This is a genomic window from Bradyrhizobium sp. 40 (genome assembly GCF_023100925.1).
GTDB lineage: Bacteria > Pseudomonadota > Alphaproteobacteria > Rhizobiales > Xanthobacteraceae > Bradyrhizobium.
Map to the genome: position 1 here is coordinate 1,536,388 of NZ_CP064688.1, position 13,697 is coordinate 1,550,084.

The window sequence follows — 13,697 nt, forward strand, 5'->3', positions numbered from 1 at the left end:
CCGCGGTAAGTGCGATGGAGCTCGTTCGGACTATCGCATAGCGGCAGAAAACCGCGAACGGCACGCCGGGCCAAGGTTTAGAGGGCTGCATCAGTGTGGCATAGCCCCTACCTGCCCGGCGCTGTATTCTGCAGCACATCGATTGCATCACACCGAATTATGTCGGATGGCCGTGACGCGGCCGCCGCGCTTTTGACATCCTGATTCTCTCCTCCTCATCGCCGTCATTCCGGGCCGACTCCCGGAGTGACGGTGGAGGTTTTGTGCGTCCTCATTCCAGTGGCGCACGTCCCAGCTTGAGACCGCGGTTCCCGTTTCCTGCACCGCGGCAAATGCCAAGAGAATGTCGCCTCATTGGCCAACTTCCGACACAGCGCCCGGGCGAATAGCGTCGATCCGACATGATGCATGTGCTTCGGCGGTGACGGTCCCGACGTCGCCGTCGCATTCATTTTTCCCAGGGAATCCCTCGTGTCGCATAAGCTTGCCTCCGCGCTTCCCGCCGCGCTCTTGATCGCGATCTCATCTCTCTCCAGCACCCGCGCCGCGCCGCCTGCACCGGCGGCCAATAGCGCTGCCGCGTTGTCGCCCGATGAGGCCAGGCGCGCGCTGGACACGCTGCAGGACGACAAGAAGCGCGCGCAAATGATCGACACGCTGCGTGCGATCGCGAATGCGTCAGGTCCACAGCAGCCCGCGCCCGAGCCAAAATCGCCGATCCCGCTCGCGGCCGACGGCCTTGGTGCGCAGCTCATGCTCACCGTGTCCGAGGAGATCGGCGAAATTTCGCGAGACGTCGCCGATATGGCCAGGACGCTCACGCACTTCCCGGCGTTCTACTACTGGATCGTGCGGACCGCGAACGATCCCGCGGCCTACAATCTCCTGATCGAGATTGGTTGGAAGCTCGCGCTGGTGTTCGGCTGCGCCTTCTGCGCCGAATGGGTGATCTTCCGTCTGATCCGCCGCCCCGTCGTGTTCCTGGAAGGGCGCATGCCGCAAACGGCGCGCCTGCCGGTGCAGGTGTTGCCCATTGCCGATCCGCCGTCATCGGTCGCCGATGTCACCCCGGCGCCCGAACTGCAAATGCGCCGCCACAGCCTGGCGCGGGCCTGGCAAATCATGCTGCGGCTGCCGCTCGTGCTGGGACGCTTCCTGCTCGAGCTGCTACCCGTGTTGGTCTTTGTCGGAGTCGCCACGGCGCTGCTCGGCACCGAGATCGGCGAGCCCACCACCGTCCGCCTCGTGATCCTCGCCGTCGTCAACGCCTATGCGTTCTCGCGCGGGCTCATCTGTGTGGTCTGTGTGCTGGCGGGACCGTTCGGCTTGTTTCCGGTCAAGGCCGAAACCGCCGCTTATATCGAGATCTGGGCGCGCCGTATCGTCGGCGTCGGCGTCTCCGGCATCGCCTTTGCCAATGTGGCGCTGCTGCTCGGCCTGCATCGCGCCGGCTATGCCGCGCTCTTGCGCATGGTGATGCTGGTCGTGCATCTCTTCATTGTCGTCATCATCCTGCAATGCCGCCGCCAGGTCGCCGAAGCCATCCGCGCGCCGGCCGACCGGCAGGGGATCGCGGCGCGACTGCGCAACCGTATCGCGGGCGGCTGGCACTATCTTGCCATCGCCCTCGACCTCGCGCTGTGGGCGGTGTGGGCGCTGAACATCCGCAGCGGCTATTCGTTGCTGCTGCAATATTTCGTCGGCACCATCGCGGTGGCGCTGATCACGCGTGTCGCCATCATGCTGACGCTGGGCCTGATCGACCGCGGCTTCCGCATCAAGCCGGAAATCCTCCAGCGGTTTCCGGGCCTCGAGATCCGCGCCAACCGCTACCTGCCGCTGCTGCGCAAGATCGTATCCGGCGTGATCGCCTTCATCGGCCTGGTGGCCGTGCTCGAAGTCTGGGGCGTCGACGCCATCGTCTGGTTCTATGGCGGCCAGATCGGCAGCCGGCTGATCTCGGCGGTGGTGACGATCGGACTTGCCGTGTTCATCGCAGCTGCGATCTGGGAAGCCAGCAACGCGCTGCTGGACCGCCAGATCAATACGCTGTCGCGCGATGGGCACTATGCCCGCGCCGCGCGGCTGCGGACCTTTCAGCCGATGCTGCGCACGGCCTTGCTGTGCGTGATCGCGACCGTCGTCGGCCTCACGGCGCTCAGCGAGATCGGCGTCAACGTCGCGCCGCTGCTGGCGGGCGCCGGCATCGTCGGCATCGCCATCGGCTTCGGCTCGCAGAAGCTGGTGCAGGATCTCATCACCGGGCTGTTCCTGCTGCTGGAGAACACCGTCCAGGTCGGCGACAGCGTCAGCGTGTCCGGGCTATCGGGCGTGGTCGAGAACGTCTCGATCCGCACGATCAGGCTGCGGGCCGGCGACGGTGCCGTGCACATCGTGCCGTTCAGCGCCGTCACGACCATCACCAATGCCAGCCGTGGCGCCGGCAACGCGTCCGTCAGCGTCAACGTCGCCTACAAGGAGGATACCGACCGCGCCGGCCAGATCCTGAAGGACATCGTCGACGAGATGCGCCGCGAGGTGGAATTCCGCAGCCTGATCCGCGGCGATCTCGAGCTCTGGGGCATCGACAAGGTCGACGGCGCCATGGTGTCGATCGTCGGCCAGATCCGCTGCACCGAGGCCGGCCGCTGGCCGGTGCAACGCGAATTCAACCGCCGCATGAAGCAGCGCTTCCAGCACAACGGCATCGAGGTCGCATCGGCCACCCAGACCATCCTGATGCACATCGCGCCGCCGGCTGACAACGCCGCTCATCTGACGCCGCGTCGAGCCGCAGGATAGTGGCGCGGTAAACTTACCGCTTGCCTTGGTCGAACCGGCAGCGTTCACTTCGCCCCAGCCCGCTGACGACATGCGGGCGGCAAAAAAGGGTGGATGGAATGCAGGGGCGGTGGGCTGGACTGCGCGGTCATGTGATCGTCGTTTGTGCGTTGTTCGGATGTGCGGCGTGGACCGCTCCTGCGAGCGCGCAGCCGTTTCCGTCGCGGCCGATCACCCTCGTGGTGCCGTTCGCGGCGGGCGGTCCGACCGACACGCTGGCACGCATCCTGTCCGAACGCATCGCCGCCGAATTGCACGCGACGATCGTGGTCGAAAACGTAGCGGGCGCCTCCGGCAGCATCGCCGGCGCCCGCGTCGCGCGCGCAACGCCTGATGGCACCACGATCACGATCGGCCATTGGGGCACGCATGTGCTCAACGGCGCGATTTTCAAGCTGCCCTATGACGTGATCGCCGATTTCGAACCGGTCGCGACGATCGCGATGGGCACGCAGCTCATCGTCGGCCGGAAGTCGCTCGAGGCCAACACCCTGAAAGAGATGATCGCGTGGCTGAAGGCCAACCCCGGCAAGGTGACTGCCGGCACGGCCGGTGCGGGCACAGGTGCTCACGTCGCCGGTGTCTTCTTCAAGGAGAGAACCGGCACCGACTTCCAGTTCGTGCCCTATCGCGGCGCGGGGCCCGCCATGATCGACCTCGTGGCCGGGCAGATCGACATCATGTTCGATCAGGCCTCGAACTCGCTGCCGCATTACAAGAACGGTGCGATCAAGGCGTTCGCGGTGACGTCGCCGACGCGGCTCGCCTCCGCGCCCGATATCCCGACGGTCGACGAGGCGGGGCTGCCCGGTCTCTACATCTCCTACTGGCACGGCATCTGGGCGCCGAGAAATACGCCGAAGGAGATCGTCACGAAGCTCAACGCGGCCATCGTCACCGTGCTTGCCGACGCTTCCGTCAAGCAGCGGTTTGGCGAATTGGGACAGGAGACTCCTCCGCCCGATCAGCAAACACCCGCAGCGCTCGGAGCCTTCCAGAAGGCCGAGACCGAGAAATGGTGGCCGATCGTGAAGGCCGCCGACATCAAGGCGGAGTAACGCTGTCGCCCATACCACTGACTCATCCTGAGGAGCCCGCGGAGCGGGCGTCTCGAAGGATGCGCCGCGGAGAGCAGGGCCTGCATGATTCGCCCGGCGATGCAAAGCATCGTCCGGAGACGCGCGTTCCGCGCTCCTCACCATGAGGGGCGAGAGCCTCGCGGCGTTAACCTTTTTCGTGCGCACGACGACCGGTCTGTCACCAAAACCTCGCTGCGGTGCGGGATCACAATGCTTGCCGCAGTTTTCTGCGTCCTTGATCTCAGGTGAGTGCTGGCCGACAATGCTCGCCCTTCAATAAGAAACTCCCTGGGGGAATTCGTGAATAGACCTGCTCGGGTCAGCGCCCATTCGACATCGTCCGATTCCGTGCACGGCATGGCGCTGCTGCGCGATCCCCTGCTCAACAGGGGCACCGCCTTCACCGCGCAGGAGCGCGATGCGCTCGGCCTGCGCGGACTGCTGCCGCCGTGCGTGCTGACGATGGAGACCCAGGTCGAGCGCGTGCTCGTCAACCTGCGCACGCTGCCGACCGATCTCGAAAAATATGTTGCGCTGAATGCGTTGCATGACCGCAACGAGGCGCTGTTCTTCCGCGTCGTCGTCGACAATATCGACGAGATCCAGCCGATCATCTACACGCCGACGGTCGGGCTCGCCTGCCAGAAATACGGCCTGATTTTCCAGCGGCCACGCGGCATGTTCATCTCCTCGCGCGATCGCGGCCAGATCGCCGAGATCCTGAAGAACTGGCCCTATCCGGCCAAGCTGATCGTCGTCACCGATGGCGAGCGCATCCTGGGCCTCGGCGATCTCGGCGCCAACGGCATGGGCATTCCCGTCGGTAAACTCTCGCTCTATTCGGCCTGCGCCGGCGTGCATCCCGAAACGTGTCTGCCGATCGTGCTCGACGTCGGCACCAACAACGAAGAGCTCCTGAAAGACCCGTATTATCTCGGCTTGCGCGAGCGGCGGCTCACGGGCGAGGCCTATGACAGCTTCGTCGACGAGTTCATGGTCGCCGCGCGGAAGACCTTTCCGGGAGTGCTGATCCAGTTCGAGGATTTCGCCAACCACTCGGCGTTCAAGCTGCTGCACAAATACCGCGATGAGGCCTGCGTCTTCAACGACGACATCCAGGGCACGGCCGCGGTTGCGCTCGCCGGCCTGTTCTCGGCCTTGCGCGTCAACGGCGGCAAGCTGAAGGATCAGCGCATCCTGTTCCTCGGCGCGGGCGAGGCCGCGACCGGCATCGCCGATCTCGTGACGTCCGCCATGATGGCGGAGGGCGCCTCCGAGGCCGAAGCGCTCCGCCGCAACTGGCTGGTGGATTCCCGCGGCCTGGTCGTTGGCGGCCGTGAAGGCCTGTCCGGTCACAAGCTCCGTTATGCCCATGCCGACCAGGCGCCGATCGCCGACTTCCTCACCGCGATCAGGACGCTGAAGCCGACGGCGATCATCGGCGTTGCCGCGGTCGGCGGCGCCTTCACGCCCGAGGTGCTCAAGGCGATGGCCGAGCTCAACGAACAGCCGATCGTGTTCGCGCTCTCCAACCCGACCTCGAAGGCCGAATGTTCGGCGGAGGACGCCTACCGCTACACCGGGGGCCGCGCGCTGTTTGCCTGCGGCAGCCCGTATGATCCTGTGAAGCTGAACGGCCGCACCTTCGTGCCGCGCCAGGGCAACAACTCCTACATCTTCCCGGGCGTCGGCCTCGGCGTCATCGCCAGCCGCTCGCGGCTGGTGACGGACGAGATGTTCATGGCGGCCGCCCATACGCTGGCCGATTGCGTCGGCAAGGACGATCTTGCGCAAGGCAGCCTCTACCCGGCGCTGCCGCGCATCCGCGAGGTCTCGGTCCGCATCGCTGCCGCCGTCGCCGATGTCGCCTATCAGCGCGGACTCGCGGACGGACCCGCGCCCAACGACGTGAAGGGATTGGTTCAGTCCCAGATGTACGAGCCGAAGTACTGAAGCCTCCGCATCGTCATGCCCGGGACAAGCCCGGGCATGACGACCGCCCAAAGCAAGCCCCGTTCGGTCAGCATCCGATACCATTTCAGGTAGAAACCCCGTTGCGCGGCGCGGCCGTATATGCGACGTTCTGTAGCGCTACAAGAAAATTCGAAACCAAGGTAAGCCGCCATGGACGATCGTTTGCCCGACCTGGGCGACCTCGAGCACGAGGTCATGCAACTGGTTTGGGCCCATGGTCCTGTGACGGCCGAAATTGTGCGCGAAAAGCTGTCGCGTCGGCTGAAGGAATCCACCGTGCGCACGGTGCTGCGCCGGCTGGAAGAAAAGGGCTATGCTCGGCACACGGTGGACGGACGCACCTATGTCTACCACGCAGCCGAAGCGCGCGCGCGGGTTGCGGCCAAGGCGGTGCAGCGCATCGTCGACTGGTTCTGCAACGGCTCGATGGAGGAGGTCCTCGTCGGCATGGTCGACAATGCAATGCTCGACCAGCAGCAGTTGCGCGCACTGGCCGACCAGGTCGCCAAGGCGAAGAAGGCGAGGGGAGTGAAGAAAGAATGATCGCAACTCTGGCGGAGGCGGCGCTGCGCTCCCTTGTGCTGGGAGGCGTCGTCTGGTTCGGCCTCAACCTGTTTCGCGTGCGCAATCCGCACGCTCACATGACCGCGTGGGTCGTCGTGCTGCTGGCATCGCTGGCGATGCCCGTGGTGATGCATTGGCCGAGGGTCACGATCACCCGGCTGCCATTGCCGGTATCGGTGCCGGCTGATGTCCTGCCGGCTGACATCTCGATGTTCGAGATGCCGCAGCCCATGCAGCCGATCGCGCCCGGCGCGGCGATTGCTTCCCCGGCGCAGAGCGGCGTCTCGATCAATTGGTGGCTTGTCGCCACAATCGTCCATGTCGCCGTCGCCAGCCTGTTGCTGCTGCGGCTGGCCATCGGCCTCTATCTGACCTGGCGCCTCGCGCGCGCGGCAAGGCCGATCAACGGTCCGCACCTGGTCGACGCCGATGTGCGCGTCAGCCGCGACATCGGCGGTCCCGTCACGTTTGGCTCGACCATTCTGGTGCCGCCGCAATTTGCCGGCTGGGACGCCAAGAAGCGGCTCGCGGTGCTCGCGCATGAGGGCGCGCATGTCGCCAACCGCGATTTCCATATCCTCCTGCTCGCCTCTCTCAATCGCGCGGTGTTCTGGTTCAGCCCGTTCGCCTGGTGGCAGCTCGCGCGTCTTGCCGAACTTGCCGAGATCATCAGCGACGCCGAGGCAATCGAGGTGATCGACGACCGGCTATCCTATGCGGAAATCCTGCTTGATTTCGCAAGCACGGTAAACCCGCGGCCGCTCGAGCTCGCGATGGCGCGGGCCTCGACCGTGCGCGCCCGCGTCGAGCGCATCATCGCGACCGCCGCGATGCCGGTCGCGGTCGGCTGGCGCAAGCGGGCGTGGATCGCGGCCGCGATCGTCCCGGCCGTGATCGTGTCCGCCGGCATGATCGCCTATCGTACCCCGGAGCCTGCGCCGCTCGCCGCGGATAGCGGCGAGGTGCCGGCCCAGCATTACCGCCCCTTCGTCAATTTCTACGTCATGGGCCCGGCCTCGGTGTTCGCCATCTTCCGCGAAGGTGACGATCTCTTCGGCCAGCTCACCGGGCAGCGCCGGCTGCGCCTGACGGTCGACAGCGACGGCACCGCGTCCTACATGGCTTCGTCGAGCGAGATCACGTTCCCGCTCGATGCGGAACGTCGCTCCTCCGAACTGATGCTGCGGATCAACGGCCGCGACGTGCGCGCGGTGCGTGTCGCCGAGATGCCGGCGCCGACGACTGAACCTGCCTCGCTCGATCAATATGTCGGCTGGTACAGGATTGCGCCGAACCGCGTGCTCACCGTGCGCCGCGATGGCGACCGTCTCTGGTTGCAGGAAACCGGGCAGGGCACGACGCAAATCCTTGCCGAGGGCACTGATGCCTTCTCCTTCCGCGGCGACCATCTCGTCATCTTCCTGCGCGACGAGCAGTCGAGGGTCTCGCGCGTGTTGCTACAAGGTGCGGTTTTCGGCGCCCGTCTTGCGGCCCGCGTCGATGCGGCGGTGGCTCAGGCGGTCGAAGCGGATTTCGCGCGCCGCCTTGCCGAAGTCCCCGATCGCTTCAGGGAGCAGGTCCCGGCCGTCGGCGGCAAGGAGATGATCGTGCGCGGGATCGAGGATCTGCGCGCCGGCACGCCGAACTACGACCGCATGAGCGCGCCGCTCGCCGCCAAGCTCCACCGCCAGCTCAATGAAATGCACGCGACGTTCGTTGCGCTCGGCGGGCTGGAATCGATCTTCTTCCGCGGCGTCGGACCCGGCGGCTACGACATCTACGGCGCGAAGTTCGAGAACGGTACGGCCGAATTCCGCCTGCTGCTCGAGCCCGACGGCAAGGCCGGCGATGTCATCTTCAGAGCCGACGGCAACGACGAGCTCGGTGGCATCGTGCCTTGCTCTGAGGAGGCGAACGTGCGCGGTCGCGCCGGCACCTCGCCGATCAGGATCATGGTCTATAACGAGATGGGCGACGACATCCAGGTCTTCAATCTCGATGCCGACGGCAATCGGAGGACGCAGAGCGCCGTCAGGCCCAACATGACCTGGGCCTCCACCACCACCGTGAACAATCCGTGGGTGATTGCCGACAAGTCGGGACGGTGCATGGAGATCCTGGTGCCGGGCCGGCAAACGCGCTTCCACAATGTCGAGGCTTCGAACCTCGGCGCGCGTCCGAGTCGCGCGGCACGGCGCGCCGTTCCGATCGCCAATGGTGAGGAGATGCTGCGTCGCTACATCGAGGGAGTCGGCAAGGGACAGCCGGACTACGAGCGCATGACGTCGGAAGTGGCCGACATCACGCGCGCGCAGCTTCCGTTCGATCAGGCGATTCTAACGCGGCTGGGTGCGCTGCGTGCGGTCTCCTTCCGCGGCGTCACCGCGCTCGACAGCGACATCTATGTCGCCCAGTTCGCCAACGGTTCGGCGGAATGGCGCATCGGCGTCAGAAACGGCACGATCACGAAGATCGCGCTCGGGCCCAATTTCTAGAAGGATCGCCGCCGCTGATCTGCAGGACCGGCGGCTCCCGAGTTGTTGACGGCGCTCTCTCAATCTCCACTTGCCGGTCTTTGTCGTGAATGCTACAATACGTAGCATTACGCTTCGTAACTTCCCGCCGACACCGTCGGCAGGCTCGCAAGAATTGGGCATTCGCCATGAGCAGTTCTGCAAAGGCCGAGGCCGTGCTGGCACTTCATCGCTTCGGGATGGGGCCGCGTCCGGGATCGATTGCGGCTCTCGGAACCGACCCGCGCGGCGCGCTGATAGCCGAGCTCGACCGCCCGCTCGTCCTGAACGCCGCCGCGAGCCTTCCCTCCAGCGCAAAGGCCTATCGCACCGTGGCCGATGCCAATGCGCGGCGCGCCGCGCGCGCCAAGCAAGCCCAGCAGCAAGCTAAAAAGCAGCAGGTGGCGGCGACGCCGACCATGTCGGAAGACCAGACGCAAGGCCAGGGAGCGGACAAGGATGCCGCCGAGATGGCGGCCAAGCAGGCGGCCGAGGCCGTGCCCGATCCGGGGCGTCCGATCTATTTGCAGGAAGCCAAGGTGCGCACGGAAGCCGCGCTTTCTGCCGACATCGGTTTCGCCGAGCGGCTGGTGTGGTTCTGGTCCAACCATTTCTGCATCTCAGCCAACAAGATCCAGAGCATGTCCGGCGCCTATGAGCGCGAAGCCGTTCGCGCCAATACGCTCGGCCGCTTCGTCGATCTCCTGTTGGCCGTCGAGGGCCATCCGGCGATGCTGTTCTATCTCGACAATCTCGGCTCGATGGGCGCGAACTCGATCGCCGGCATCAACCGCAGCCGCGGCCTCAACGAGAACATCGCGCGCGAGATTATGGAGCTGCATACGCTCGGCGTGCGCGCCGGCTACACCCAGGACGACGTCATCAGCTTCGCCAATGTGTTGACGGGATGGACGCTGGTGCCGCCCGGCGACAATCCCGAGCACGGCGGCGAATTCACCTTCAATCCGCGGCTGCACGAGCCCGGCGGACAGACTGTGCTCGGCAAGCGCTACGAGCAGGAGGACGTTGAGCAGGGCCGCGCGGTGCTGCGCGATCTCGCCGTGCATCCGGCGACCGCGACCCATGTCGCGACCAAGCTCGCACGACATTTCGTGGCCGACGAGCCGCCGCCTGTGCTGATCGAGCAGATGGCGAAGATTTTTCGCGACGCCGAGGGCGATCTCAAGCAGGTCGCGATCGCGATGGTGTCGTCGGACGAGGCGTGGCGCGGGCCGCCGTCGAAACTCAAGCGTCCGAGCGAGTGGGGCGTCGGCATGGTGCGCGCGACCGGCATCACGACCGTCGATCCCGTCCGCTTCACCGGCGGCCAGGAGCTGCTCGGTGAAGGGCTGTGGCGGCCATCGGCGCCCAAGGGTTATCCGGATGACGAGGCAAGCTGGATCGACGGCATTGGCCGGCGGCTCGACATCGCCAACAATTTCGCCGAACGCATCGCGACCACTGCCGATCCGCAAGTGATCATCGAGGACGTCTTCGCCTCCGAGATATCACCCGAGGTGAAGCAGGCGGTCGGCCGTGCCGAGAGCCGGCAGCAAGCGTTGGCGCTCTTGTTCATGTCGGCGGATTTTCAGAGGAGGTGAGCATGGGCGTCGTCAATCATTTGCCCACGCGGCGCGAGCTTCTGGTCGGGTCCGGCGCGCTGTTCGCATGGAGCCAGATGCCGCGGGTCGCGCGCGCCGAAGGGCGCGATCCGCGCCTGCTGGTCATCGTGCTGCGCGGCGCGCTCGACGGCCTTGGCGCGGTTGCGCCGGTGGGCGATCCCGACTGGATCTCCCTGCGCGGCGATCGCGCGCTGGCGCTGGACGGCAAGCCGCCCGCGCTGCCGCTCGATGCCTTCTTCGCGCTCAATCCGGCGATGCCGAACCTGCATCGGCTCTACAAAAGCGGCAAGGCTGCGATCGTCCATGCCACCGCGACGCCCTATCGCGAGCGTTCGCATTTCGACGGCCAGGACGTGCTGGAGAGCGGGCTCGTCAAGCCGGGTATGACGAGTTCGGGATGGCTCAACCGCGCACTGCTCGCGCTGGAATCCGGCGGGCGTGTCGACCCGCGCGGCAGCCGCGCGCTCGGCATTGGCTCTGTGACGCCGCTGGTGGTGCGCGGTTCGGCGCCTGTGATGACATGGGTGCCGCAGAGATTGTTGCCGGCGAGCGAGGACACGCAGAACCGCCTGCTCGATCTCTACCAGCACACCGATCCGAAGCTTGCGACCGTGCTCCAGGCCCGCATGAGGCTCGCGTCGCTCGGCGGCGCATCGGGCGCGGGCGATCCGATGTCCGACGATCCAACCTTGGCGCCGCCCGGCATCGCGCGCGTCCGCGCCTATTTCGCCGAAGCAGCCCGCACCGCCGCGCGCTATCTCGCAAAGCCCGACGGTCCGCGTGTCGGCGCGATGGGCTTCGTCGGCTGGGACACCCACATCGCCGAGGGCGCGGCCTCGGGCCAGCTCTATAATCTGCTCGGCGCGCTCGACGGCGCCTTTGCCGCGATCGAGAGCAACATGGGCGAGGCGTGGCGCGAGACCGTCGTCGCGGTTGTCACCGAGTTCGGGCGAACCGCGCGCATCAATGGGACGCAGGGCACGGACCACGGCACGGGCACGGTCGCCTTCCTGATCGGCGGCGGGCTCACCGGTGGCCGCGTGATCGCGGACTGGCCGGGTCTGAAGCCGGCGCAACTTTTCGAGGATCGCGATCTCAAGCCGACTACGGATTTGCGGGCCGTGTTGAAGGGCCTGCTGAGGGATCATCTGCGGGTCGAGGAGAGGGTGCTGGCCGATACGATCTTCCCGGGCAGCGCCGACGTCAAACCGATGGGAGGCCTCGTCGGCTGACGACGCGGCTCTCGCAACCGGATCGGGTTCATGATGTGCACGCTGACACAACGGGAGCTCGACTTTCTCGCCGGCCTGAGGACCGGCTGGCGGCGGCTCTATCGGCGCGAACTCGCACGGCTCTTGAAGGGCGACGCCGAGCCTGGCGAGGTTCCTCCGGAGACGCGCCCGATCTGGCGCGTCGTATCGGGCTTATCCCAGGAGTCTGTCTCGATTCAGGACAAGCCAGTGTGGTGGAATCGCCACAGCTAAACCTGAAACGGCTGCGGCCGCAGGCGCGCTTTCGTTCCGACAAGGTTCTGCCCTCATTGCCCACCGAAACTCGGGGTCGTTCGGAGGGCGCATCATGTCTCGATTTGCACGTGCCGAAACTGCCCGGATTTCGCCGGCAAGCCTGTGCCGGTTGCTGCTCGCCATCATCGGCGCGGCGTCGCTTGCGGCGTGTGCGCAATCGCCCGTCGGCCGCCAGAAGGCCGATCTCGGCACCCACCGCCAAGCCGCTGTCGAACGACCGCACAGGGTGGCGGCGCTGCATCCACGTCCGATCAGCCGGGCGCGCGTCCCCGACGGTGATGCAAAGCAAAGCGTCTCGCATGGCGTCGCCAGCTTCTATTCGGACACGGAGACGGCGAGCGGCGAGAGGTTCGACAAGAACGAATTGACAGCGGCCCATCCCAGCCTGCCGTTCGGCACCAAGCTGCGCGTCACCGATGTCTCGTCCGGCCGCTTCGTGACCGTCAGGATCAACGATCGCGGTCCGTATGTTCGCGGACGCGTGGTCGACATCTCGCCCTCCGCGGCGGAGGCGCTCGGCATGGTCGACAAGGGTGTCACCAATGTCAGGCTCGACGTTGTGCAATAATTTGCGGCTGCATCGATCCGAAGCGCTGTGCTTAACCGGCTGTTAGCCCCCTCCAGCCACCATGGATACCCAATCATTCGGGACTCCAGATTGAAGCTCTTGGGAGGCGGCGTTTGACCACGATCCAGTATCTCGAAGATCAGGCGGCACGCGCCGAGCGGCTGGCCAAACGGATCACGGATACATTGACGATCGAAAAGCTCCTAACCTTCGCGGACGAACGCCGCCGCGAGATCGAGATCATTGCCGGCAAGTACCGGCGCGCCTGATTTTCATCGTCCAACGCGCGCTCAGCTGTGGCTCTCGACGAAGTCGCTGAGATAGTCGGGCAGCGTCACGCCATCAATGTCGCAGCGCGCCCGGATCTCACCGGCGACGTCGGTCGAGATGTCCTTCATCCAGTGCTCGAGCGTGTTGAACGAGATGACCTTGACGGGGTCGTTGAAGCAGCCGGCGACGAGCTCGCCAATCGTGGCGTCGAGATCGCTTCGCTCGACACGGATTTCGGTCGCCTTGTCGAGGCGATCGATCACCACGAACAGGGTCTGGTCTGCGCCATAGGGCACGACAGGGGCTGGCACGCCGGCTTCAAGCATCTGAGGCACTCACGCCTTCGCTTCCGATCACCATCAACGGGAAAAACCGGTAGAAGGTTCCCGCGCTCAGCCGGTGCTTCTGCGAGGATCAGAGAAATTCGCGCAGCCGCGCGAGCTCGGTGATGTGCTCAGGCGAGAGGATGTCCGTGACCAGCGGTGGTTGCGCGATGGTACGGATCTCATAGAGATGCCTGGTCGCCGCCGGCTTCGCCATGAACGCCGAGATGCATTCGTCGAGCGTGCCCTCGATCACCTGGTAGGACGATCTGTCCGTCCGTCGCTGGTTCGCAAGCGATGGCCATTTATGCAGCACCGCAAGGACACCAAAATCGACCTTTGAATCCCCAACCACGTCCCCCATCGTTCCGCCTCACGCAAAAAGAACCCCGGCACACTAGCCTGCGTGCCGGGGCC

General features: G+C 65.6%; 12 protein-coding genes. 10 read left to right on the forward strand and 2 right to left on the reverse strand.

Annotation, left to right across the window (positions count from 1 at the left end):
- The first annotated feature begins 471 nt into the window (after positions 1-471).
- The 10 genes from IVB40_RS07245 to IVB40_RS07290 all read left to right on the forward strand — a co-directional run bounded on the left by IVB40_RS07245 (position 472) and on the right by IVB40_RS07290 (position 12,956).
- Positions 472-2,802: a mechanosensitive ion channel domain-containing protein gene (locus tag IVB40_RS07245; protein WP_247818481.1), complete on the forward strand. Its 2,331-nt coding sequence runs from the start codon at positions 472-474 to the stop codon at positions 2,800-2,802.
- A 98-nt stretch (positions 2,803-2,900) separates the two neighbouring features.
- Positions 2,901-3,899: a tripartite tricarboxylate transporter substrate-binding protein gene (locus IVB40_RS07250; protein WP_247818482.1), complete on the forward strand. Its 999-nt coding sequence runs from the start codon at positions 2,901-2,903 to the stop codon at positions 3,897-3,899.
- Between the two features lie 321 nt (positions 3,900-4,220).
- A complete protein-coding gene (locus IVB40_RS07255) occupies positions 4,221-5,873 on the forward strand; it encodes an NAD-dependent malic enzyme (RefSeq protein WP_256468208.1) in 1,653 nt (550 codons plus the stop codon).
- Positions 5,874-6,044: 171 nt separating this feature from the next.
- Positions 6,045-6,437, forward strand: a complete 393-nt coding sequence (locus tag IVB40_RS07260) for a BlaI/MecI/CopY family transcriptional regulator (RefSeq protein ID WP_247818483.1) — start codon at positions 6,045-6,047, stop codon at positions 6,435-6,437.
- Positions 6,434-8,953 carry a M56 family metallopeptidase gene (locus tag IVB40_RS07265; RefSeq protein ID WP_247818484.1) on the forward strand — a complete coding sequence of 840 codons (2,520 nt, stop codon included), beginning with the start codon at positions 6,434-6,436 and terminating at the stop codon, positions 8,951-8,953. Before IVB40_RS07260 ends, IVB40_RS07265 begins: the two co-directional genes overlap by 4 nt.
- A 167-nt stretch (positions 8,954-9,120) precedes the next feature.
- Positions 9,121-10,572, forward strand: a complete 1,452-nt coding sequence (locus tag IVB40_RS07270; protein ID WP_247818485.1) for a DUF1800 family protein — start codon at positions 9,121-9,123, stop codon at positions 10,570-10,572.
- Between the two features lie 2 nt (positions 10,573-10,574).
- Positions 10,575-11,825, forward strand: a complete 1,251-nt coding sequence (locus IVB40_RS07275) for a DUF1501 domain-containing protein (RefSeq protein WP_247818486.1) — start codon at positions 10,575-10,577, stop codon at positions 11,823-11,825.
- Positions 11,826-11,855: 30 nt separating this feature from the next.
- On the forward strand, positions 11,856-12,077 hold the full coding sequence (locus IVB40_RS07280) for a hypothetical protein (protein ID WP_247402060.1): 222 nt from the start codon (positions 11,856-11,858) through the stop codon (positions 12,075-12,077).
- A gap of 94 nt (positions 12,078-12,171) precedes the next feature.
- On the forward strand, positions 12,172-12,687 hold the full coding sequence (locus IVB40_RS07285; RefSeq protein WP_247818487.1) for a septal ring lytic transglycosylase RlpA family protein: 516 nt from the start codon (positions 12,172-12,174) through the stop codon (positions 12,685-12,687).
- Between the two features lie 113 nt (positions 12,688-12,800).
- Entirely contained in the window at positions 12,801-12,956 is a 156-nt protein-coding gene (locus IVB40_RS07290) for a hypothetical protein (RefSeq protein WP_197031218.1), read from the forward strand.
- 21 nt (positions 12,957-12,977) lie between these two features.
- Here the strand turns inward: IVB40_RS07290 and IVB40_RS07295 are convergent, their stop codons facing one another.
- Both IVB40_RS07295 and IVB40_RS07300 read right to left on the reverse strand, forming a co-directional pair.
- Entirely contained in the window at positions 12,978-13,283 is a 306-nt protein-coding gene (locus tag IVB40_RS07295) for a hypothetical protein (RefSeq protein WP_007601056.1), read from the reverse strand.
- 88 nt (positions 13,284-13,371) lie between these two features.
- A complete protein-coding gene (locus IVB40_RS07300) occupies positions 13,372-13,644 on the reverse strand; it encodes a hypothetical protein (protein ID WP_247402067.1) in 273 nt (90 codons plus the stop codon).
- Positions 13,645-13,697 lie beyond the last annotated feature (53 nt).

What these genes read in the sequence shown, in the direction of transcription:
- IVB40_RS07250 (WP_247818482.1), top strand. Translation starts at nt 2,901, where the DNA reads ATGCAGGGGCGGTGGGCTGGACTGCGCGGTCATGTGATCGTCGTTTGT.
- IVB40_RS07260 (WP_247818483.1), top strand. Translation starts at nt 6,045, where the DNA reads ATGGACGATCGTTTGCCCGACCTGGGCGACCTCGAGCACGAGGTCATG.
- IVB40_RS07265 (WP_247818484.1), top strand. Translation starts at nt 6,434, where the DNA reads ATGATCGCAACTCTGGCGGAGGCGGCGCTGCGCTCCCTTGTGCTGGGA.
- IVB40_RS07270 (WP_247818485.1), top strand. Translation starts at nt 9,121, where the DNA reads ATGAGCAGTTCTGCAAAGGCCGAGGCCGTGCTGGCACTTCATCGCTTC.
- IVB40_RS07275 (WP_247818486.1), top strand. Translation starts at nt 10,575, where the DNA reads ATGGGCGTCGTCAATCATTTGCCCACGCGGCGCGAGCTTCTGGTCGGG.
- IVB40_RS07280 (WP_247402060.1), top strand. Translation starts at nt 11,856, where the DNA reads ATGATGTGCACGCTGACACAACGGGAGCTCGACTTTCTCGCCGGCCTG.
- IVB40_RS07285 (WP_247818487.1), top strand. Translation starts at nt 12,172, where the DNA reads ATGTCTCGATTTGCACGTGCCGAAACTGCCCGGATTTCGCCGGCAAGC.
- IVB40_RS07295 (WP_007601056.1), bottom strand. Translation starts at nt 13,283, where the DNA reads ATGCTTGAAGCCGGCGTGCCAGCCCCTGTCGTGCCCTATGGCGCAGAC.
- IVB40_RS07300 (WP_247402067.1), bottom strand. Translation starts at nt 13,644, where the DNA reads ATGGGGGACGTGGTTGGGGATTCAAAGGTCGATTTTGGTGTCCTTGCG.